Raw genomic sequence first — 21,558 nt, forward strand, 5'->3', positions numbered from 1 at the left:
CCATTCTGACCCACCACCCCGACAGCCCGGCCGGGACCCGTTCCCAGCCACTTCACAGCCGCGCGACCTGTCCGGCCGGCCGGGCCCGGCTAACCTTGACCGGCCCGCCACCCCTCTGACCTGGGAGATCACACGGTGTCGTACCCCATTGCCGCCGGACCGGCCGGTCCGGTCCCGCCGCGCCGGCCCGCGCGGCGGCCCTGGCCGCGGTGGGCCCGGTGGTGCGTGGCGGTCGGCACCACCCTCATGACGCTGAGCGGGGTGGCGCTGGGCGGCAGCGCCTGGCTGCTGCACGCGGCGACGGGTGAGGTCACCCGGCAGAACCTTCTCGGCGCCGCGGCCGCGCCGAGCGAGCAGCACCGGACGATCACCGGGGCGAAGAACATCCTGCTCGTCGGGGTCGACACCCGCCCGCACCAGGACCCGAGCCAGCTCACCCGGGCGGACTCGATCATCCTGCTGCACATCCCGGCCGACCACACCCAGGCATACCTGGTCTCGCTGCCCCGGGACTCGCTGGTCACCATCCCCGCGTACGACAACGGGGCCACACCGTTCCGCGGCGGGCAGAACAAGATCAACGCCGCCTTCGCGTTCGGCAGCCGGGGGCTGACCGGCTCCGCGGCGCTCTCGCACGGCTTCGAACTGCTGGCGTTGACCGTCCGCGACCTGACCGGCATCACCCCCGACGCCGGCGGGATCATCGACTTCCAGGGCTTCAAGAAGATCGTCCAGGTGCTCGGCCAGGTCTGCATGTACGTCGACGAGACCACCACCTCGATCCACGTCGGGCACGACGCCGCCGGCAAACCCGCCGCGCCGTACGCGATCAACCCGGATGGCACGGTCAACCACCGCATCCCCGGCGTCACCCCGAACATCTACACCAAGGGCCAGCACTGCCTCGACCCGGCGCAGGCGCTGGACTTCGTCCGGCAGCGTGACCTGCTGGCCAACCACGACTTCGACTACGGCCGGCAGCGCCACCAGCAGCAGTTCGTCAAGGCGGTGCTCGCGCAGGTGGTCAGCCAGGGCCTGGACTCCCCGACGAAACTGCCCGGGCTGCTGTCGGCGGTCGGCCGGACCATGACCGTGGACGACGGCGGCATCCCGCTCGCCGACTGGGCGTTCGCCATGCGCGGCGTCCGGCCCGACGCGATCACCACGCTCAAGACCAACGGCGGCACCTTCAACAGCCGTACCGTGCCGGGCGTCGGCAGCGCCGAGATACTCAGCCCGACCAGCGTGCAACTGCTGCACGCGGTCCGCGACGACACGGTCGCCGCGTTCGTCGCGGCCCACCCGACCTGGGTGGCCGACTCCGGCCCGACCCCCGCCGACCACTGACCCCGGCGGGAGCGGGAAGCCTGGCCGGTACTCTGGCGATCATGGCGGACTGGGAGATCCGTCCGGCTTCGGTGGCGGACGTCGAGGCGGTGGCCGAGTTGCGGGCCGTGGTGCTGCGGGCGGATCTGGAGCGGCTCGGGCGGTACGACGAGCAGCGGGTGCGGCAGCGACTGCGGGACGGGTTCGCGCCGGGGCACACGTGGGTGATCGAGGTGGGCGGCGTGTTCGGTGGCTGCGTGTCGCTGCGGCCGGCTGGGGACGCTCACTGGCTGGAGCACTTCTACCTGGCCCCGCACCTGCAGGGTGGCGGCATCGGTGCGGCTGTGCTGCGCGGGCTGCTGGAGCGGTGCGACCGCGATGGCAGGCTGGTCCGGCTGAACGTGCTGCAGGGCAGTCCGGCCCGGCGGCTGTACGAGCGGCACGGTTTCACGATGGAGACCGAGGATCCGGTGGACGTATTCATGGTGCGCGAGCCGGCCTCGATCATCAGTGACCACTGACCGTCCGATGAGCTCGCGGAGCCAGTGGACCAGGGATGCCATGAGGCCTCACCCCGGCACGGGCAGGTGCCCGGGCCGGGGCTCGCACGCCGTGAGGTGCCGGCCTCAGGTGCGCGGCGCGGCCACGGCGGCCTGGGCGTCGACGACGCCCCAGCCGTACAGCGGCGTGTAGACGCCGCGCAGCCCGACGATCGGGGTCCGGGCGGTCGACATCAGCACCGAGTACACGTTGGCCACGCCGCGCCCCTGGGCGACGAGAAGCGCCGCCACCCCGGACACGTACGGCGTGGCCATCGACGTGCCGGCGAAGGCGTCGTAGTCACCCTGCCCGCAGGTGGCCGAACCGGCGCCTACCGGGACGCTGGACCAGACGTCGTCGTCGCAGTTGACCAGACCGGCCCCGCCGGGCGCGGCGACCGCCTTCAGATCGGCCTTCACCCCCAGGTTCGAGTACCACGCCTTGACCTCGTTCCGGTCGGTCGCGGTGACGCAGAGGGCGCCGGCCTCCCAGGCCGGGGTGTCGCACAGCGGCGCCGTCTCGTTGCCGGCGGCCGCGATGACGGCGACGCCCTTCGCGTGCGCGTACGCGATCGCCGCGGTCACCTCGGACTCCAGGCCGGTGAGGGTGAGGGCCTGGGTGCCGGGCTGTGCGCCGAGGCTGAGGTTGACCACCTTGGCACCGCGGTCGGCCGCGTAGCGGATGCCCGCGGCGATGTCGGCGAAGCTGCCGCTGCCCGCCTCCAGCACCTTGATCGGCATGATCTTCGCGTCGCGGGCGACGCCGGCGACACCCACACCGTTGCCGGTGGCCGCGGCGGCGATGCCGGCCACGTGGGTGCCGTGCTCGTCGCCGGCATCGGGCAGGCCGTTGGGGCCGCGCCAGTCGCCGTTGCCGCAGGAGGTCGTGCCGCAGTCGACGAAGGTCGCGCCGGGGACGAGCTTGGCCACCAGATCCGGATGGCCGAGGTCGACGCCGGTGTCCACCACCGCGATGACCACCCCCGCCCCCGTGCTGGTCGCCCAGGCCTGCTCGGCATGGATCTGCCGCAGACCCCACTGCCTGTCGTACAACGGATCGTTGACGGCCGCCTGGGCGGGTGCCGCGGTGGCCGCCACCAGCGCGGTGACGACCGCGGTGGCGGCTAGTAAGCGGGTGAACGGCATGAGGTTCTCCTCCCGACGGACAGCAGTTCATCTATGCATCGGGGATCGAGCGCGAAATGCAACAGCGGCCGGATCTCCCGACCGGCCCGGCCGTGTGAGGGCGCGGGGCCGAGATCCCCACCGCACACCATCTGGGCGCTGCTCGCCGCCGGAGCGATGACCTTCATCTTCGAATCCGGCGTGCTCAAACGTGCCGCTCGCACCGGCTGGTGGTTCGCCGGCGTCAAGCACCCCGAGTCCATCGCCGAGCACTCGTTCCGCACGGCGTTCATCGGCATGATGCTCGCCGCCATGGAGGGCGCCGACCCTGCCCGGGTGTCCATGCTCTGCGTCCTGCACGACACCCAGAAACCCGGATCACGCGCCGCGCTCAAGACCGCATCCGCCCACCGCCTCGCCGACGCCGCCCTCAACGGACAACCCCTCGCCTGGCTTACCCCACCGCGACCGGCGGAGTAGCCGGACGGCTACGTGCTCGGAGCGAGGTGAACGGTCACCAGTGACCCCTTGACCTCCGCTTCGCCGTACTCCGGGCTCGAATGACGGCCCGCCCACACCCGGTATTGGTCGTGTCCCGCCGGCACACTTCGGGCGGCGAACCAGAACCGGCAGGTGCCGTCCATCAGCGCCCGCCCGTCGGTCAGCTGGCCGGCGGGCACCTTCCCGCCGTCCACCTCGACCAGGACCGGGCTGCCGTCCCGGAGGTCCGCGAAATCACCGGTGCCGGCGCAGCCGCCGTGGTCGTCCCGCCGGAACGCCGTCGCGGCCTCGATCACCACCGCGCCGGACATCACGAAAGCCGGGTCGGCGGACCGCTGCGGCGCGGGCTTCGCGGTGGTCACCGTACAGCCGGCAAGCGCGAGCACCGCGGCGGCCACGACGGCTGATGTACGGGGAAGGCACATGCCGGAACCACCTGGAAAATCGGTCGGGGGGAAGGGGCCCGGGCAGTCTCGCATGGCCCGGCCGACGGCGTGACGCGGGCGTGACGGCGAGGCGAGGGCCGCGCGGGATCCTCGGTCGAAACCGGCGTCAGGCCGCGCCATCGGTGTCGGCAACCGGAGAGCCGCTCACGGGGGTGGGCTCCGGTTCAGGGCCGAGGGCGGCGGCCGCCTCAATCCCGAGAGCCCGGAAGTACGGCCATCCCTGTCGGGTGCCTCGAAGATCACCGAGCCGTACCGTGAGGAATGCGTCTGCCGAGAGCCAGGCTCGGCCGTAGACGCCGCCCCACTCGGCCAGGAAGTCCTGCTTGTCGACGTACTTCCTGGCGACGTACAGCCCTGCCACGTCCAACATCGCGATCGCCCGGTTGATGAGGTCGAAGTTGTCCGGCTCCTCGTCGCGCAATCGAAGGACCGACTCCACCGTCTGGGCGCGAGTGAAGAGAAGCCGCCGCCCTCGCTGCAGGTCCGCTTCCACCAGACGCTCGTGCAGCTTGAGAAACAGGTCCCGGCGGTCCTGTCTCCGACGGTCCTTGTAGGAGAGGCCGGTGAACGCCAGAGCGGCGATCGAAATCAACAGCGATGCAGAGGAGCTGACCTGGGGAAGCCACCCCGCGTCCGTCATGCCCCGAACGTAGCGGAACAACTCAATCGCCTGTAGTCCGAAGACTTCCGGATGACGGCGCACGCGGGGAACAGCGCGTCACGTTCTCGCAGCCGAGGTCCACTACCGTGTCGCCGGTGCCTGCTCAGGGCACGGTTGGTGGGCGCTGACGGCCCGGTGTCCTTAGCTGAGCTGCTCGGCCAGGGCGACGACGAGGCCCTCCGGCCCGCGGACGTGGATCACCGTCCCAGTGCGTCCCGGGCGGCGGCGGAACTGGCGGGCATCACCCGCCCCGCAGTCGCCGAGACGGCGTTACGCACCTCGTCCGCCAGTCGCGCCGAGCTGCCACCCGCCGCTCGCAGCTGCTCCAGGCCCATCCGGCCGAGGACTGCGGCAGCGACGAGGTAGCCGGCGGTCAGCCCGGACGCGGCCAGCCGCCGAGGCAGGAACGACTCCAGCATGCGCAGCGCGGTCGTCGACGCCGCCCCGACGCCCAGCACCAGACAGCCTCCGGCCGTAGCCAACAGCGCGAGGCCGACTCCTGCGGGCAGGGCGGCATCGGCGAGTTGCTGGCGAACCTCCCGCACCTCCTCGCGGACCACGTCGGCCACGTCCGCCGCCAGGCGATCAGTGGGACTGGCCGTGGCCCGGGCCCGTCCTGGCTGGCCTGCCGCCTCTTCCGTCATCGCTCATTCCCCTCCCGCGCGACCAAGCGGCACCCGCATACCCTCAGGCTCTCCCGACACACCCGAGGTCCGGGTGCTGCCCGAACAATCCTCGGCGGGTGGCTGCGGCGTGACGCGGGCGTGACGGCGGGGCGACGGCCGCGCGGGACCCTCGGCGGCGTGAGCAGCTTCCCGGGCAGCCCGCGTACCCTCCGCGGCGCCATCATCGCGGTGGACCCGCTGGGGCCGCTGTCCCGGGTGGTGGTGTTCCAGTACAACCCGGACCAGGTGCAGCGCACCATCGCACCCCGCTCCGGCGGGGAGTCCGGGCAGCGCGCCGCCGACGCGCACCGGGCCTGGGGCGCGCCCACCGAGACGATCACCATGACGGTCGACGTCGACGCCGCCGACCAGTTGGAGACCGGCGACCCGGTCGCCGCCACCGTGGGCGTCCTGCCCCAGCTGTCGGTGCTGGAGATGCTCCTGCACCCGGGCAGCGTCCGGGTGATCGCCAACTCGGTGCTGCTGGCCGCCGGGACCATCGAGATACTGCCGGTGGAGCTGCCCATGGCGGTGCTGGTCTGGGGGCCGGCCCGGGTGGTGCCGGTGCGGATGACCCAGCTCGGCGTCACCGAGCAGGCGTTCAACCCGGCGCTCAGCCCGATCCGGGCCACCGTGGACGTCTCCGCCCAGGTGCTCACCTACGACGACCTGTCGCTGACCGACGTCGGCTACGGGCTCTACCTCGCGCACCTGGTCGCCAAGGAGGTCCTCGCCGTGGTGGGCGCGGTCTCCGGTGCCGTCGACGCCGTCACCGACCTGGCCGGAGCGTGAGATGACCGGGCGCTACGACTCCGTACCCGTCGCCGGAACGACCGTGCCCGACGGCGCCGGCGGCCTCCGCGAGGTGCGCTACCTGCGGCGGCGGCCGCTGCCGGAGCTGCGCGACGTGCGGGCCGCCGCCACCCACCGGGTGACCGCCTCCGACCGGCTCGACCTGGTCAGCCACCGGTACCTCGGCGACGCCACCGCGTGGTGGCGGATCGCCGACGCCAACGGGGCGCTCGACCCGGAGGCGCTGACCGGCCCGGACGCCGAGGGCGAGCTGATCGTCATCCCGCTGCCGGGGGTGTGACGTGCTGCTCGGGTCCGGGCTGCGGCTCACCGTCCTGGCGGGACGGACCGTGCCGTTGCCGCTGTCGGTGGACCTGGCCGAGCGGTGGCGCTCCACCCGGGTCACCGAGAGCGACGCCGAGCGCAGCGCCTTCTCGCTGGTCTTCGACGCCGGCCGGGCGGGGCCGCTCGCCGCCGTGGACAGCCCGTTCGGGCCCACCGGGCCGCTGGTCCCGTTCGCCCGGGTGGTGCTGGTGCTCACCTTCGGCGTGGTGCCGGTGGTGCTCTTCGACGGGATCGTCACCGAGACCCGGCTCGACCCGGGCACCGGCGCCGGGCGGGCCACCTTCACGGTCACCGGGGAGGACGTGGGCAACCTGCTCGACCGCGAGGACCGCGACGTCGAGCATCCCGCCCTTGACGACTACCTGACCGTGCTGAAGATCCTCGCCCCGTACGCGGCGCGCGGCATCCTGCCGAAGGCCCTGCCCGCCCCGGTCACCGACCCGCCGCTGCCCATCGACCGGATCCCCACCCAGCACGGCACCGACCTGGAACACCTGGCCGAACTGGCCGAGCGGCACGGCTACGTCACCTACGTCGACCCCGGTCCGGTGCCCGGGATCAGCTCGTTCTACTGGGGACCGCCGGTCCGGCTCGGCCTGCCGCAGCCCGCGCTCGCCGTCGACCTGGGCTCGGACAGCAACGTGCGGGAGGTCTCCTTCCGCACCGAGGCGACCCGGCCGGCGACCGTCACCGGGGCGGTGCACGACCGGCGGACCGGCGTCACCCTGCCGGTCGCCGCGGTGGTCAGCACCCGGCCGCCGCTCGCCGCCGTGCCGTTCGCCCTCGCGAACGCCGGGGACGTGCGGCGGCGCCGGCTGCGCGAGGGCAGCAGCGACGCGGTCTCCGCCTTCGCCCGCGCGCAGAGCGAGGTGGACCGCGGCGCCGACGCGCTGGTCGCCGAGGGCACCGCCGACGGCGCCCGGTACGGGGCGGTGCTACGTCCCCGCGGCCTGGTCGGCATGCGCGGCGCCGGCTGGAGCCACGACGGTCTCTGGTACGTCCGTCAGGTGGAGCACGACCTCGCCCACGGCGGCTACCGGGTCGGCTTCACCCTGTCCCGGGACGGCCACGGCTCGGTCACCCCCGCGCTGCCCCGGAGCCCACTGTGACCACCTGGGAGGAGCCGCGATGACCCGGCAGTTCTTCGGCGTCTACCGGGGAAAGGTGGAGCAGAACCTGGACCCGATGCTCCGCGGGCGGGTGCAGGTCTCCGTCCCGAAGGTGCTCGGCGACGGCCGGCTGGCCTGGGCCGAACCGTGCGTGCCCTACGCCGGCAACGGCGTCGGCGGTTTCAACCTGCCGCCGGTGGGCGCCGCCGCCTGGGTGGCGTTCGAGGGCGGCAACCCCGACTACCCGGTCCTGCTCGGCTGCTACTGGCAGGTCGGCGAGTCGCCCGCGCCCGGGCTGCCGCAGCAGCGGGTGTTCCAGTCCGACTCGGTCAGCGTCACGGTCAGCGACCTGCCCATGGTGGGCGGGCTGACCATCGAGGTCGGGCCGCCGGCCGTGCTGATCCCGCTCAAGGTGGTGCTCGGCCCGGGCGGGATCGAGCTGTCCACCGGCGCCACCAAGGTCGTCCTCGACGGCGTGCGGGTCTCGGTCAACGACGGCGCGCTGGAGGTGATGTGATGCCCGCACCCCTCGTCCACCAGGGCGCCGTGGTGATCTGCGCGCACGGCGGCCAGGCCATGCCCACCGTGCCCAACCCCCGGGTACGCGTCGGCGGGCAGGCCACCGTGCTGCTCGCCGCGCCGTGGACGGTGGCGGCGTGCCCGTTCCCGCCGGTCTCCGGCGGCCCCTGCGTGACCAGCGTGTGGAGCCTCGGCAGCGTCCGTGTCCGCTCGATGGGCCAGCCCCTCGTGCTGGCCTCCGGCCTGGCCACCTGCGCGCCGACCGGCGTGCCCCTGGCGGTCACCGCCAGCCAGTTCCGGGCGGTGGCCACGTGATCCCCGGCCGGCACGTCGGGTTCCCGCTGCGCGTCGGCGGCCGGGGCCGCACCGCCCTGGTCGGCGACGAGGACTACCTGCGCGGCCTGGTCGAGGCGGTGCTGTTCACCCGACCCGGCGAACGGGTCAACCGGCCCGACTTCGGCAGCGGCGTCGACCGGCTGGTCTTCGCCCCGGCCGGCGACGAGATGGCACACGCCACCCGGGCGCTGGTGCACGGCGCCCTGCAACGCTGGCTCGGCGACCTCGTCCAGATCGACGACGTACGGGTCGAGGCGGTCGACGCCCAGTTGCGGGTCACCGTCAGCTACGTGCCGCTGGTCGCCGGGGCGGCCGTCGGCGAGCGGCGCACCCTCACCGTCGTGGGCGGCGCCCCGTGACCGCGCCGCTGCTCGACCGGGAGGCCCGCCGGGCGCTCGTCGAGGGGGAGAGCGCCCTCGACGGGATCGACCACGTCGAGGTGCTGTCGAACCGGCCCGGCACCCCGGGGCATGTGCCCGGCGCACCCCGCCAGCGCACCCTCCTCGTGCACCTGATGCGCGGCCCGGTCCCCGCCGACCTCGACGCCGGCCGGGTCCGCGTCCTCGGCGGGGTGCGGGTCGACCCGCGGGTCAACCCGGTGCGGGTGCTCTGGGCGTACCCGGCGAGCGTCGTGGCGGCCGGACCGCCGCCGGGGGTGACCGCGGCCGACCGGACCCTGGTGATCGGGGCGGTGCCGGCGCCCGCGCGCGGCCGGGTGCTGGTGGTGCGCACCTCCTCCAGCGGGGACTGGTCCAGCTACCTGCTCGCCCTCACCGGCCCGGGCGGCGAGGGCTTCCCGGCCGGCTTCGACGAGCCGCTGTCCACCTGCCCGTTCGCCTTCGCCGTCGACTGCCCCGACGAGCTGGACTGCCGGCCCGACGACGGCTGCCCGCCGGTGCCCGCCACAACGCCCGCCCTGGACTACCTGGCCCGCGACTACGCCGGCCTGCGCACCCGGCTGCTCGACCGGCTCGCCGTGCTGCTGCCCGGCTGGACCGACCGCAACGCGGCCGACCCGCTGGTCACCCTCGCCGAGCTGTTCGCGTACGTGGGGGACCGGCTCACCTACCGGCAGGACGCGATCGCCGCCGAGGCGCACCTGGCCACCGCGCGGCTGCGCCCCTCGGTGCGCCGGCACGCCCGGCTGCTCGACTACCGGATGCACGACGGCTGCGCCGCCCGGACCTGGCTGGCGTGGCGCACCGCCGCGCCGCTGACCCTGCCGGCGCGTACCCCGGTCGCCGGGGCCGAGGACGCGCTGCCGCCCGACGCCGGGGTGGAGATCGCGGTGGACGCCGGCGCCACCGTCTTCGAGACCGTCGCCGCGGTGACGCTGCGCCCGGCCCGCAACCAGCTCGACCTGCACGCCTGGGGCGACCCGGACGCCTGCCTGCCGGCCGGCGCGACCAGCGGCTGGCTGCGCCACTCGGCCGGCGCCGACCCGCAGCTGCGCGCCGGTGACGTGCTCGTCCTCGCGCCGGTCGACGAGACCGGCGCGGTGGTGGGCGACGAGGCGCGCCGGCAGGCCGTCCGGCTCGACCGGGACCCGGTCACCCGCGCCGACCCGCTCGCCCCCGCCGGCACGGTCGTCCGCGAGCTGCACTGGGCCGCCGAGGACGCCCTGGCGGTCCCGCTGCCCGTGGCCCGCCGTGCCGTCGACGGCACGGCCGCCCCGGCCGCCGCCGCGCTCGCCAACGTCGCGCTCGCCGAGCACGCCGCCGCGCTGCCCCCGCGCGGGCTGCTCCCGCCGCAGGCCCCCGCCGACGGCCCGTACCGGCCCCGGCTGCCCACCGGGCGGCACCCGGTGGCCTGGACGGACGCGGTCGTGGACGGGCGCAGCGCCGCCGCCGCGCTGCGGCCCGACCCGCGCCGCGCGCTGCCCGCCGTGCTGCTCGACGACGGCAGCCGCACCTGGACGCCGGTGCCCGACCTGCTGGCCAGCGGCCGGCTGGACCCGCACGTGGTGGCCGAACCGGAAACCACCGGCGTGCTGCGGCTGCGCACCGGCGACGGGATCAACGGCCGGCGCCCGGCGCCCGGCGTCACGCTCGCCGCCTGGCCCCGGGTGGGCGGCGGCACCGCCGGCAACGTCGGCGCGGACGTGCTCACCCTGCCGCTGCCCACGGCCGCGTGGTCGGTGCCGGCCGGGGTGAGCGTCAGCAACCCGCTGCCGGCCACCGGCGGCGTCGACCCCGAGCCGGTCGACGAGGTGAAGGAGCTGGCCCCGTACGCGTTCCGCACCCAGCTCCGCGCGGTCACCAGCGCCGACCACGCCGCCGCGGCCGAGGAGAACCCGGGCGTGCAGCGCGCTGTGGCCCGCCGCCGCTGGACCGGTTCCTGGTACGCCCAGGAGGTCACCCTCGACCCGGTGGCCCGCCGGGCCGGGGATCCCGCGCTCGCCGCCGAGGTGGCCGCCCTGCTGGACGTACGCCGGCTGGCCGGCACCGACGTGGAGCTGGCGCCGCCCGCGCACGTCCCGCTGGAGATCGTCCTCGGCATCTGCGTCGCCGACGGCCACCTCGCCGCCGACGTGGAACGCCGGCTGCGCGCCGAACTGTCCGTCCGGGTGCTGCCCGACGGCCGGCTCGGCTTCTTCCACCCCGACCGGCTCACCTTCGGCCAGTCCCTCTACGTCTCCGACCTGGTCGCCGCCGTGATGGCCGTGCCCGGCGTCGGCTACGTCGAGGTGGCCGACGACGACGCCACCGGCCTGCGGTTCCGGCGGCTCGGCCGGCCACCCGCCGGGGAGGTGGCCCGCGGCCGGATCGACGCCGCCGCCCGCGAGGTGCTGCGCGCCGACAGCGACCCGAGCAACCCGGAGTACGGCCGGGTCGCCTTCCACCTGCGCGGTGGCGCGTGAGCTGCGGGTGCGGCGGCGGGTGCGGGTGCGACCCGCTGCGCCCGCCCGCGCCCGAGGTGACCAACCCGCCCGGCCAGCCCGCCCTGACCTGGCGGGTCTCCCCGCACAGCCACGCCCTCGCGCGGATGCGGGCCGCGCTCGCCGACCCGGGCCTGCCGGCCGGCGTGCGGGCGGTGGCCGGGCAGGACGCCGACGATCCGCTGCTGGCGCTGCTCGACGCCGCGGCGGTGATGACCGACGTGGTCTCCTTCTACACCGAGCGGATCGCGCAGGAGGCGTACCTGCGCACGGCCACCGAGCTGACCTCGGTGCGGCACCTCGCCGGCATGATCGGCTACCAGCCGCGCCCCGGCGTCGCCGCCGCCGTCGACATCGCCTTCGACGTGGAGGACGCGCCGGGCGCGCCGTCGCAGGTGGACGTGCCCGCCGGCACCCCGGTGCAGTCGGTGCCCGGGCAGGGCGAGCTGCCGCAGACCTTCGAGACCGGCGCCGACCTGCGCGCGTACGCGGCGTGGAACGCGATCCCCGGCGCCACGGCCGGGCCGCAGGAGATCGACTTCGCCACCGACGCGATCTGGCTGCGCGGCACCGCCCTCGGCCTGCGGGCCGGCGACGGGGTGCTGGTGGTCGGCGCGGAACGCCGCCGCTACGGGCGGACCCCCGCCCACAGTCGGGCCGCCGCCGACGAGCGGCGCGACGACGAGCGCTGGGACTTCCGCATCGTCATGGCCGTCGAGGAGGGCCCGCCCGGCCTGGCCGGCTGGACCCGGCTGGCCCTCGCCGAGCGGGTCGGCTGGCGGCGGTCGATGCCGCTGACCGCCGAGGAGGACGTGCAGGTGCACGCCTTCGCCACCCGGACCAACCTGTTCGGCTGGAACGCCCCGATGGCCGGCCTGCTCGCCGGGAACGACCCCCCGCCGCCCGGCATCACCAACGGCGAGTGGGACGACATCGACAACCCGTTCCCGCCCGGCGACCCGCCTCCCGCCGACGTGGTCGAGGTCGACGGCGACCACCCCCGGATGGTGCCCGGTTCCTGGCTGCTGCTCGAACGCCCCGACCGCCGCGAGCTGTACGCCGTCGAGGCGGCCGACCCGGCCGGCGACTCCCGGTTCGGGGTGAGCGGCAAAACCACCCAACTGCGCGTCGACATCACCGAGAGGCTGCGCACCTTCGGCCGCCGGGACACCCTGGTGCGCGGCGAGTCCCGACCGCTGCCGGCAGCCGAGCGGCCCCTCGTGGAGCCGGTCGGTGGCCGGCGGCTCACCCTTGTCGCCACCGACCCGCCGCTGCCCGCCGGCCGCCGGGTGGTGGTCACCGGGTTCCCGCCCGGCGGCCCGCCCGCCGACCCGCTCGTCGCGGCGGCCACCGCGCCGCCGCTGGCCGAGACTGCGGTGGTGCTGGCCTGCGCGGTCGCCGCCGACGGCGCGACCATGACCGTCGACCTGGACCGCGACCTCACCCTTCACTACGATCCGCGCGGCCTGCGGGTGCGCGGCAACGTCGCGCCGGCCAGCCACGGCGAGACCGTCGTCCAGCCACTCGGCAGCGGCGACCCCACCCTCGCCTTCCAGCGGATGCGCACCCGGCGCGGCCCGCTCACCCACGTCCGCGACGACAGCCCCGCCGGCGCCCGCAGCACCCTGGAGGTCCGGGTCGACGGCGTGCGCTGGGACCCGGTGCCCGCGCTGGACACCGCCGGTCCGCGCGACCGGGTGCACACCGAGCGGCTCGACGACGAGGGCCTGGCCACGGTCACCACCGGCGACGGCCGGCACGGCGCCCGGCTGCCCGGCGGCGTGGAGAACGTGGTGGCCACCTACCGGGTCGGGGTCGGCGCCGCCGGGGCGGTCCGGGCCGGCCAGCTCAGCATCCTGCCCCGCCGCCCGTACGGGGTGCGGGCCGCCGGCAACCCCGCCCCGGCTCGGGACTGGGCCGACCCGGAGCAGCTCGACGCGGCGCGGGCGCACGCCCCGCTGCGGATCCGCACCCTGGACCGGGCGGTCTCGGTGGCCGACCACGAGGACTTCGCGGCCGGCTTCGCCGGGGTCACCCTGGCCCGCGCCGACGACGTCTGGGACGGCCGGGAGCAGGTGGTGGTCGTCTCCGCGCTCGGCGCGGCGGCCGGAGGCGGGGCCGCCCCGGCCGGGCCGGAGCTGCTCGCCGCGCTGCGCGCCGCCCTGGTGGCCGCCCGGGACCCCGGCACCCGGCTCGCCGTGCTCGCCGGGGAGACCGTCCCGTTCGAACTGCACGTCGACCTCGCGCACGACCCGGCGTACCCGCGCGCCGACGTCGAGGCCGCCGTGCGGGCCGCCCTCGCGGCCGCGTACACGCCGCCGGCGCTGGGCTTCGCCACCGGCGTGGTGGCCTCCCGGGCCCTGGTCACCGTCCGGGCGGTGCCCGGGGTACGCGCCTGCACCCTGCCCCGGCTCGCCGCGCCGCCCGGCGGCGCCGCCGTCGACCTGCTGGCCGCGCTGCCCGGCCGGTTCGCCGGCACCCTGCGTCCCGCCCAGGTGCTCACCCTCGCCGAGGTGACGATCGGGGTGATGTCATGACCGAACCCGCCCTGCACCGCCTGCTCGACCTGGTGCCCGTGCACCTGCTGGCCCGCGACGCCCAGGCCGACGGCGGCACCGGCCCGCTCACCGCGCTGCTCGCCGCGGTGGCCGGCGAACTGGACCTGCTGGAGGCCGACCTCGACCGGCTGCACGACGGGTTCTTCGTCGAGACCTGCGCCGAGTGGCTGGTGCCGTACCTCGCCGACCTGGTCGGCCTCGCCGAACTGCCGCCCGACCTCGGGGTCACGGTGAGCCGCCGGGCCCTGGTCGCCAACACCGTCGCCTACCGCCGCCGCAAGGGCACGGTGGCCGTGCTGGAACAGGTCGCCCGGGACGTCACCGGCTGGCCGGCCCGCGCCGTCGAGCACCACCCGCTGCTGGTGGGCGCCACCCACGTCAACCACGTCCGCCCCGACCGGCCGGCCACCGTCTCGCTGCGCGGCGCCGCCCGGATCGAGGCCGCCGCCGTGGTCAGCCCACCCGGGCCGCGCGGCGCCCTCGACCCGCTCACCCACACCGCCGAGGTACGCCGCATCCCCACCCGCCGCGGCCGCTACGGCATCGACCACGTGGCCGTGCACCTGTTCCCGACCCAGGCGTACGAGGTGGGCGCACCCGAGGCCGACCCGCCGGCCGGCCCGAACGGCGGCTGGTCCGCCGCCCGCGCCGCCGGTGACCACTGGACGTTCGACCCGCTCGGCCGGGCCGTGCCCCTGTACGCCCCGCCCCGCCGCGAGGAGGCCGTCGAGCGGCTCGCCACCGAAGTGGACCTGCCCGTGCCGCTGCGCCCACGCCGGCTGCTCGACCTGCTCGGGCAGGCCCGCGCCGGCGCCCTGGCGGCGACCGCGCTGCCGCTCGGCGTACGGCTGCGGGTCGGCGGCGTCGACCAGCCCGACCTGACCCCCGACCGGATCCGGGTCTGCCACCTGGAGGACCTGGCCCCCGGCGCGGCGCCGCAGGTGATGGTCGACCCGGTCGCCGGCCGGCTGCGGGTCCACGCGGCGGCCGCCCCCGACGCGGTCTTCGTCCGCTACGCCTACGGCGGTCTCGCCGACGTCGGCGCCGGCACCTACGACCGCACGGCCGCCCACGAGGCGCTGCTCGCCACCGACCCCGGCGGCCCGGTCACCGCCGACGGGCCGGACGCCCCGCCCGCCGCCGGCCAGACCGAGGTGTGCTCCGGCGCGCCCGCCCCCGCCGGCAGCGTGCCCACCCTCGCCGCCGGCCTGGCCGCTGCCGAGGCGTCCTGGGCGGCCCCCGGCAGCACCACCCGCGGCGGCACGTACGTGGTCTCGGTCGCCGACAGCGCCAGCTACCCGGGGGACGTGGCGGTCACCGTGCCCGCCGGCACCCGCCTCGTGCTGGTGGCGGCCGGCTGGCCGACCCGCCGGCTCCCGGACGGCGAGGTGCTCGCCCCCGTCCCCGGCCGGTACGCCCCCGACGGGCTGCGCCCGCACCTGCGCGGCAGCCTGCGGATCACCGGAGAGCCGGGCAGCAGCGTCATCGTCGACGGGCTGCTCGTCGAGGGCGACGTGGTCGTCTCACCCGGCCAGCTCGGGCACCTCACCGTCGCGCACGCCACCGTCACCGGCGCGGTACGGGTCGACTCGGCCGCCGGCCGGCCCAACAGCCGGCTGCAGCTGCGGCTCAGCCGGGTGGTGGCCGGCGCGGTCACGCTTGCCGCCACCGTGCCTATGGCCACCGCGGACACCTGCGTGCTGGACGCCACCGCCGGCGGCGGCACCGCCCTCGCGGGCGAGGGCGTGCACGCCTGCCTGGAGGGCAGCACCGTGCGCGGCGCGGTCCGCGTCCGCAGCCTCGACGCCAGCAGCTGCGTGCTCGACGGGCCGGTGGAGGTGGCCCACCGGCAGGTCGGCTGCCTGCGGTTCAGCTACGTCGCCCCCGGCTCGCGCACCCCGCGGCGCTACCGCTGCGTGCCGGCCGACGGCGAACCCGGCCCGCTCCCCGTGTACGCGGCCACCGACCCGGCCTCGCCCGCGTACCCGGCCCTCGCCGGGTCCTGCCCGCTGCCCATCCGGGAGGGCGGCGAGGACCGGGCCGAGCCGGGCGTGCACCACCACCTCAGGCGACCGTTGCGGCTCCGGGCGGCGCAACGGCAGCTCGACCCGTACCGGCCGGTCGGCATCGAGCTCGGGATCTTCGGGAGTTGACGTGCACGGAGACTTCACCCGCTGGACGTTCGACCCGCGCGACGGCTACCGGCAGGTGCTGTTGCAGCAGGGCCGGATGCTGCTCGACGCCGAGTGGAACGAGCAGACGACGATCACGGCCTGGCACGACGAGGAGCGGACCCGCGACATCGTGGGCGCGGCCGGCGGTCCGCTCGACGGGGCCGGTTTCGCCGTGGTGGACACCGCCGGCGCCAGCCCCACCGCGACCGCCTGGGCCGACCTGCGGATCACCCCCGGCCGCTACTACGTCGACGGGGTGCTGGTCGACGCCGCCGCGCCGGCCGGCGGCGGGGCCGGGCACAAGCTCGCCGACCAGCCCTACCTGCCCAAGGTCGGCGACCTGCCCGGCCTGCCCGAGCCCACCGCCGACGGCCGGTACGCCGTCCTGCTCGACGTCGCCGACCAGCACGTCACCGCCGACCAGGCGCCCCGGCTGCGGGAGGCCGCCCTCGGCGGCCCGGACACCACCACCCGGGCCCGGACGGTCTGGCAGGTCCGGCTGGTCAAGGTGGCCGCCGGCACGGCCTGCGCCGACGTGGTCGACCCGGTGTGGGGCGACCGGACCGCCCCGACCATGACCGCCGCGCTGCGCGAGGTCGACCCGACCGCCGACCCGTGCCGCCTCAGCGGCTCCGGCGGCTACCGGCGGCTGGAGAACCAGCTCTACCGGGTCCAGGTGTACGACGTGGCCGGCGACGGCACCGCCCGCTACGTCTTCTCGCGCGAGAACGGCAGCGTGGTGGCCCGGCTGACCGCCATCGGCCCACCCTCCGCGGCCGCCGCGGCGGCCGGGATGGACGCCGAGCTGACCCTGGACCGGGTCGGCCGGGACGAGGAGCTGTCGTTCCGGGAGGGTGACCTGGTCGAGGTGACGAGCCCCGACCGGGAGCTGCACGGCCGGCCCGGCCACCTGGCCACGGCCGGAGCCCCGGACGGGACGGCGCTGCCGGTGACGTGGGCCGCCGCCGCTCCGGCCAGCCTCGCCGCCCTCGGCCGCACCCCGATCGTCCGCCGCTGGGACGGCCCGGCCCAGGTCGCCAACGCCAGCCCCGACGAGCTGGACGACGCCGGCATCGAGGTCCGCTTCGGCGCCGGTGACTTCCGGGTCGGCGACCACTGGCTGATCCCCGCCCGCACGGTCCGCCTCGTCTACGGCGTCAGCGCCCTCTCCGGCACCATCGACTGGCCCACCGACGACCTCGGCAACGCCCTCGCCCGCCCGCCGCTGGGCCCGGTGCACCACGTCGCCGTGCTCGGCATCCTCCGCCGCAGCACCGTCGGCGGCGCCGGCCGCTGGGCGCTCGACGAGGACTGCCGCCGCCTCACCCCACCGTTGACCGACCTGGTCACCCTCGACCTGCTCGGCGGCGACGGACAGCAGGCCCCGCCCGGCCAGCCGCTGCCCGAGCCCGTGCGGGTGGTGGTCCGCAACGGCGGCCGGCCGGTGCACCGCGCCCGGGTCCGGTTCACCGCCGTCGACGGGCACCTGGCCACCGGCGTACCCACCGCCGCCGACCCGGCCCAGGTGATCCTGGAGACCGACGCCCGCGGCCAGATCGACGTGCGGTGGCTGCTGCCCAGCACCGGCCCGACCACCCGGGTGCTCACCGCGGTCCGGCTCGACGACGCCGACGCCCCGGTCGACGCCGAGGTCCGGGTCACCGGCCGCCGCGACGAGGGCGGCACCGTCTGCCTGGTGGTCCGCCCGGAGACCGACCTGGTGCGGCTGTTCGCCGACCTGTCCGGGGTCACGGCGCTGGCGCTCTGCCTGACCGCGGGGGAGTGGACGCTGGACGAGCCGGCCGTGCTGTCGGGGGTGTCCTGCGTGCTGGTCACCGGGGTCGGCTCCGCCACCCGGATCGTCTCCGCCGCCGAGTCGGCGCTGCGCTTCACCGAGTGTGGCGAGGTGCAGGTCCGCGACCTGTCCGTGGCGGCCGTGCCCGCCGAGAGCGACCAGCGCAACGGCGCCCTCGACATCCAGCGCACCGGCCTGGTCCTCGTCGAACGGGTCCTCGCCGAGATGGGCGACGCCCCGGCCGCCGTGGCCAGCGGCATCACGGTCCGGGGCGACGACACCGAGGGCGGCCGGCCGGTGGAGCGCGCCGTGGTCCGCGACTGCCGGGTCGAGGCCGGGCACGCGCAGACCGGCGTGCTGGTGCTGAACAGCCGGCGCACCGACGTGACCGGCTGCGACGTGCTGGCCACCGCCGACCCGGGCGCCGACCCGGAGAAGCGGTTCCTCGACTGGCTGGGCGACCCCCGGTTCGCCCGGCGGATCGCCCGGCGGGCCGTGCACCCGCTGCTCGCCGGAGAGGACGGGCTCGGCCTGCGGCGCGGCTGGTCGTCGCAGGTGGAGACCCGCAACCTGCGGTTCGGCTCCGAGATCGACGACCCGAAGGGCTGGACCGCGTACCTCGGCGACCAGGAGGTCAAGACCGTCGAGGAACTCCAGGACGTGGTCCGCGACGACCTGGTCCGGCACAACCCGGACTCCCGGTTCTTCGACGAGCGGACCCGGTTCGCCGCCTGGCTGCGTCGGGTCGCCGAGGATTTCGCCACCGTGGCCACGGCCACCGCCGGTATCACCGTGGCCGGGACCACCGCCGCCGACGTGCGGATCCGCGACAACACCGTCACCGGCGCGCTCACCGGCATCAGCGTGGCCCTCGGTGACCCCGACGAGGAGCGCGAGACGGTACGCCGGGCGTGGATCACCGGCAACACGATCGCGCCGCCGGCGCGGGCCGCCACCGCCTTCCTGCACCAGGGGATGTACGTCGGGGACTGCCACCGCCTCGACGTGTCGTCCAACGTGGTCGACCTGGCCGACGGCAAGCCCGGGTACCCGGCGCAGGGGCTGCTCTGCGCCGGCCGGCTCGGCCCGCACGCGGTCGCCGCGTCGAACACCTTCGACGGCACGGTGCTCGGCATTCGCGTGGTTGCCGGCTCGTCGGGCTCGCCCGCGCTGTGGGTGGCGCGCGACAATGTCTGCACCACCGGCCCGGCGCTGGTCGACGGCACCGGGTCGTGGCGCGACGAGGGGAACGTGGGCGTGTGAGGGTGGCGGAGGCGGCGGCCCAGCCGTCCCGGTCGGCCGACCGGGGCGAGCCCGAGCACGCCCGCCCGGCGACCGAGCGGCCGGCCGAGCGGTCGAGCCGGCCGGCCCGCAGCACCCACAGCGTGGCCCGCATCCCCGTGCACGCCCCGCCCGACCCGGCCGCCGAACACGACGCCCACGCCACCGCCGCCCGCCTCGTCGCCGCCCGGCCCACCCATGCCACCGCCGCGCGGCCCGCCCACGCCACCGCCGCCCGGCCCGCGCCGCCGGCCGCCCTCGCCCGGTCGGCCCGGCCGGTCGCCCGGCTCGCCACCGTGCCCGACCCCCGGCTGGGCGGCGGCCGGCCGCTGACCGGCGCCGAGCGCGCCCGCTACGAGCCGGCGCTCGGCATGGACCTGACCGGGGTACGCCTGCACGACGGCCTCGCCGCGAAGCTGGCCGCCAAGGAGCGGCGGGCGCACGCCTTCACGTACGGCAACCACGTGGTCCTCGGGGCCGGGGCCGGGCCGGGCGGCGCACCCGGCCGGGAGCTCGTCCTCGCCCACGAGCTGGCCCACGTCCGCCAGCAGGCCCGCCCCGCGCCCGCCCCGGCGGGCGCGGCCACCGAGCACCCCGGTCGCGGCCCGCCGGCCGCCCCGGCCCGGTCCGCGCCGCTCGGCATGCAGTGCTTCGCGCTCGCCGACACCGCCGTGGGCCGGTTCGTCTCCGACACCGCGAGCGACGCCGCCGCCCTGGGCCGTGGCGCGCTCGACACCGCCCTCGACGTGGGCGGGGAGATCGCCGGGACCGCCCTGGAGGCGGCCTCCGCGGTCGTCGACCGGCTCGCGCCCGGCCTGCTGGAGTTCCTCCGCGGCGGCGCGCTGGTCCGGCTGCGTGAGCTGCTCTGCACCGGCGTCAACGCGCTGCTCGGCCGCCTGCTGGCCGGCCTCGCCGATTTCGACCCGATGTCCGCGATCGAGTCCACCTTCACGGGGCTCGCCCAGGGCGTCCGGGACGTCCAGGCCCGCCTCGGAGGTGCCGCCCGCTCGACCGTCGGCGCCCTGCTGCGCCCGGTCGTGGCCGCCCTCCAGGAGTGGGACGGCCCGATCATCCGGAACCTGCGGACCGTCGCGGACACCGTCAACGAGGTCTTCACCGGCCTCTGGGACCACCTCGCCGTCCCGGCGCTGGACCTGCTCGGCGCGGCCGGCGGCGCGGTCTGGGAGTCGTTCACCCGGCTGGGCGGCTGGCTCTGGGACCTCACGGCACCCATCCGGGCCGGCGCGTCGTACGCCTGGGACTGGCTCAGCACCCAGTTCGGCCTGGCCTGGGACAGCACCGAGGGCGCCCGCAGCTGGCTCGGAAACCTCGCGAACTCCGCCTGGGAGACCCTGCGGGCCACCATCGAACCGATCCGCACCCCGCTCATGGTGGTCGGCGGCATCCTCGTCCTGCTGTCCCCGCTCGGCCCCGTGGTGGTGCTGACGCAGGTCCTCCCGCCGCTGTGGGACGGCCTGACCTGGCTCTGGGAGAACTGGAACACCCGCGAGATCCTCGTCGCCGCCCGGCAGGTGCTCCAGGAGCGCATCCTGCCCACCGTGATCGGCGCGGTCACCGGGGCGGCGGACACCCTCGCCGCCGCGGCGGCCTGGCTCGCCGACGTGGCCGGGCAGGTCGGCACCGCGATGGGTGGCGTGCTCGGCGCGTTCGGCGCCAGCACCTGCCTCACGGCGCTGTCCGCCCTGCTCACCGGGGTGGCCAACCAGTTCACCCGGATGGCCGCCTGGGCGCGCGGCGGGTTCAGCGGGCTCACCGAGGCCCTGCACGCCGTCTTCGACGCGCTGGTCGCCATCTTCCAGCCCATCATGGACTTCCTGGTCCGGCTGGCCGTGGTGGTGGCCAACCCGCTCATGCTGCCGGTCGTCATCGGCGCGGTGATCTGGCTGCTCTGCCCGGACGACCTCAAGCCACCGGTGATCAACTTCGTGCTCGACCTGCTCATCGTGACGATCGGCGCGCTGCCTACCCTGCTCACCGGCCTCGGCCCGCTCGGCGCGCTGCTGCGCGAGGGCGTGGTCGGCTTCCTCACCCAGCTGCGCTACGGCGAGCGGATCGGCGACCAGCAGCGCATCGACGCCAGCAACAAGATCGCCAACCTGGCCGCCGGCGGCGGCGTGGCCTTCGTGGCCGGCATGGCGTGGGGCATCGTGCAGGGCGTGGTCGACGGCATCATCGACCCGTTCCGGCTGCTGTTCATGCTGGCCCAGCTCCTGGTGGCCGCCGCCCGCGCGGTGGCCCGGGTCGTCCAGTCGTACGCCCCGGGTCTGCCGCTGGTCCGTGGCCCGCCGGCCCCCGCCGGCCCGACCGGCGGTGGCGGGCCGCCCCTCACCGCGGCCTCGCCGGCGGCGGCGCCCGCCCCGGCGGGCCCCGCTCCCGTCACCGGCGGCGCGGTCACCGCCGGGCCGTCGGCGTCCGCGCCCGTCACCGGCGGAGTCGTCACCGCCGGGCCGTCGGCGTCCGCGCCGGCTACCACGGCGACCGGCGCCG

Annotated in this window: 18 protein-coding genes; 14 read left to right on the forward strand and 4 right to left on the reverse strand. The window is 76.2% G+C overall.

The features are described from left to right. Nucleotides 1-135 precede the first annotated feature (135 nt). Together ABZ452_RS20935 and ABZ452_RS20940 are read left to right on the forward strand one after the other, a co-directional pair. Nucleotides 136-1,347, forward strand: a complete 1,212-nt coding sequence (locus ABZ452_RS20935; protein ID WP_357945286.1) for an LCP family protein — start codon at nucleotides 136-138, stop codon at nucleotides 1,345-1,347. Between the two features lie 41 nt (nucleotides 1,348-1,388). Further along, a complete protein-coding gene (locus ABZ452_RS20940; RefSeq protein WP_357945288.1) occupies nucleotides 1,389-1,847 on the forward strand; it encodes a GNAT family N-acetyltransferase in 459 nt (152 codons plus the stop codon). A gap of 105 nt (nucleotides 1,848-1,952) precedes the next feature. Here ABZ452_RS20940 and ABZ452_RS20945 read toward each other — a convergent pair whose 3' ends face one another. Further along, complete coding sequence (locus ABZ452_RS20945; RefSeq protein WP_357945291.1) at nucleotides 1,953-3,011, reverse strand: S8 family serine peptidase; 1,059 nt, start codon at nucleotides 3,009-3,011, stop codon at nucleotides 1,953-1,955. Between the two features lie 156 nt (nucleotides 3,012-3,167). Here ABZ452_RS20945 and ABZ452_RS20950 point away from each other — a divergent pair, with 156 nt between their 5' ends. Continuing rightward, on the forward strand, nucleotides 3,168-3,470 hold the full coding sequence (locus ABZ452_RS20950; protein WP_357945294.1) for an HD domain-containing protein: 303 nt from the start codon (nucleotides 3,168-3,170) through the stop codon (nucleotides 3,468-3,470). Nucleotides 3,471-3,478: 8 nt separating this feature from the next. Here ABZ452_RS20950 and ABZ452_RS20955 read toward each other — a convergent pair whose 3' ends face one another. The 3 genes from ABZ452_RS20955 to ABZ452_RS20965 all read right to left on the reverse strand — a co-directional run bounded on the left by ABZ452_RS20955 (nucleotide 3,479) and on the right by ABZ452_RS20965 (nucleotide 5,242). Then, the gene (locus ABZ452_RS20955; protein WP_357945297.1) at nucleotides 3,479-3,853 is read right to left on the reverse strand and encodes a hypothetical protein; all 375 of its coding nucleotides are present in this window, start codon (nucleotides 3,851-3,853) and stop codon (nucleotides 3,479-3,481) included. 190 nt (nucleotides 3,854-4,043) lie between these two features. Then, nucleotides 4,044-4,577, reverse strand: a complete 534-nt coding sequence (locus tag ABZ452_RS20960) for a hypothetical protein (RefSeq protein ID WP_357945300.1) — start codon at nucleotides 4,575-4,577, stop codon at nucleotides 4,044-4,046. A 218-nt stretch (nucleotides 4,578-4,795) separates the two neighbouring features. Beyond that, nucleotides 4,796-5,242 (reverse strand): phage holin family protein, encoded by a 447-nt coding sequence (locus ABZ452_RS20965; RefSeq protein ID WP_357945303.1) that lies wholly within the window; start codon nucleotides 5,240-5,242, stop codon nucleotides 4,796-4,798. A gap of 159 nt (nucleotides 5,243-5,401) precedes the next feature. Between ABZ452_RS20965 and ABZ452_RS20970 the strand changes: the two genes are divergently transcribed. From ABZ452_RS20970 to ABZ452_RS21020, 11 genes are all read left to right on the forward strand, one after another. Continuing rightward, nucleotides 5,402-6,055 (forward strand): hypothetical protein, encoded by a 654-nt coding sequence (locus tag ABZ452_RS20970; RefSeq protein WP_357945305.1) that lies wholly within the window; start codon nucleotides 5,402-5,404, stop codon nucleotides 6,053-6,055. Nucleotide 6,056: 1 nt separating this feature from the next. Beyond that, entirely contained in the window at nucleotides 6,057-6,356 is a 300-nt protein-coding gene (locus ABZ452_RS20975; protein ID WP_357945308.1) for a LysM domain-containing protein, read from the forward strand. Between the two features lies 1 nt (nucleotide 6,357). Continuing rightward, nucleotides 6,358-7,509 carry a hypothetical protein gene (locus tag ABZ452_RS20980; RefSeq protein WP_357945311.1) on the forward strand — a complete coding sequence of 384 codons (1,152 nt, stop codon included), beginning with the start codon at nucleotides 6,358-6,360 and terminating at the stop codon, nucleotides 7,507-7,509. Nucleotides 7,510-7,528: 19 nt separating this feature from the next. Further along, nucleotides 7,529-8,026 (forward strand): phage baseplate assembly protein V, encoded by a 498-nt coding sequence (locus ABZ452_RS20985; protein ID WP_357945314.1) that lies wholly within the window; start codon nucleotides 7,529-7,531, stop codon nucleotides 8,024-8,026. Further along, complete coding sequence (locus ABZ452_RS20990) at nucleotides 8,026-8,343, forward strand: hypothetical protein (protein WP_357945317.1); 318 nt, start codon at nucleotides 8,026-8,028, stop codon at nucleotides 8,341-8,343. Before ABZ452_RS20985 ends, ABZ452_RS20990 begins: the two co-directional genes overlap by 1 nt. Continuing rightward, complete coding sequence (locus ABZ452_RS20995) at nucleotides 8,340-8,723, forward strand: GPW/gp25 family protein (protein ID WP_355058645.1); 384 nt, start codon at nucleotides 8,340-8,342, stop codon at nucleotides 8,721-8,723. Before ABZ452_RS20990 ends, ABZ452_RS20995 begins: the two co-directional genes overlap by 4 nt. Then, a complete protein-coding gene (locus tag ABZ452_RS21000; protein ID WP_357945320.1) occupies nucleotides 8,720-11,224 on the forward strand; it encodes a putative baseplate assembly protein in 2,505 nt (834 codons plus the stop codon). The genes ABZ452_RS20995 and ABZ452_RS21000 overlap by 4 nt, the downstream gene beginning before the upstream one ends. Beyond that, nucleotides 11,221-13,779, forward strand: coding sequence for a baseplate J/gp47 family protein (locus tag ABZ452_RS21005; RefSeq protein WP_357945323.1), 2,559 nt, complete (start codon nucleotides 11,221-11,223; stop codon nucleotides 13,777-13,779). Before ABZ452_RS21000 ends, ABZ452_RS21005 begins: the two co-directional genes overlap by 4 nt. After that, the gene (locus tag ABZ452_RS21010) at nucleotides 13,776-15,953 is read left to right on the forward strand and encodes a phage tail protein (RefSeq protein WP_357945327.1); all 2,178 of its coding nucleotides are present in this window, start codon (nucleotides 13,776-13,778) and stop codon (nucleotides 15,951-15,953) included. Before ABZ452_RS21005 ends, ABZ452_RS21010 begins: the two co-directional genes overlap by 4 nt. Before the next feature lies 1 nt (nucleotide 15,954). Then, nucleotides 15,955-19,032: a DUF6519 domain-containing protein gene (locus tag ABZ452_RS21015; protein WP_357945330.1), complete on the forward strand. Its 3,078-nt coding sequence runs from the start codon at nucleotides 15,955-15,957 to the stop codon at nucleotides 19,030-19,032. After that, nucleotides 19,029-21,558: DUF4157 domain-containing protein (locus ABZ452_RS21020; RefSeq protein WP_357945332.1), on the forward strand; the 2,530-nt coding region annotated here is incomplete at its 3' end. The genes ABZ452_RS21015 and ABZ452_RS21020, both read left to right, overlap by 4 nt.

It is taken from the genome of Micromonospora sp. NPDC005707, assembly GCF_040631005.1.
Classification (GTDB): domain Bacteria; phylum Actinomycetota; class Actinomycetes; order Mycobacteriales; family Micromonosporaceae; genus Micromonospora.

Excerpts from the sequence above, each read along its gene's own strand:
- ABZ452_RS21010 (WP_357945327.1), top strand. The coding sequence starts at position 13,776 with ATGACCGAACCCGCCCTGCACCGCCTGCTCGACCTGGTGCCCGTGCAC.
- ABZ452_RS20985 (WP_357945314.1), top strand. The coding sequence starts at position 7,529 with ATGACCCGGCAGTTCTTCGGCGTCTACCGGGGAAAGGTGGAGCAGAAC.
- ABZ452_RS20960 (WP_357945300.1), bottom strand. The coding sequence starts at position 4,577 with ATGACGGACGCGGGGTGGCTTCCCCAGGTCAGCTCCTCTGCATCGCTG.
- ABZ452_RS20940 (WP_357945288.1), top strand. The coding sequence starts at position 1,389 with ATGGCGGACTGGGAGATCCGTCCGGCTTCGGTGGCGGACGTCGAGGCG.
- ABZ452_RS20945 (WP_357945291.1), bottom strand. The coding sequence starts at position 3,011 with ATGCCGTTCACCCGCTTACTAGCCGCCACCGCGGTCGTCACCGCGCTG.
- ABZ452_RS20965 (WP_357945303.1), bottom strand. The coding sequence starts at position 5,242 with ATGACGGAAGAGGCGGCAGGCCAGCCAGGACGGGCCCGGGCCACGGCC.
- ABZ452_RS20990 (WP_357945317.1), top strand. The coding sequence starts at position 8,026 with ATGCCCGCACCCCTCGTCCACCAGGGCGCCGTGGTGATCTGCGCGCAC.
- ABZ452_RS20975 (WP_357945308.1), top strand. The coding sequence starts at position 6,057 with ATGACCGGGCGCTACGACTCCGTACCCGTCGCCGGAACGACCGTGCCC.
- ABZ452_RS20950 (WP_357945294.1), top strand. The coding sequence starts at position 3,168 with ATGACCTTCATCTTCGAATCCGGCGTGCTCAAACGTGCCGCTCGCACC.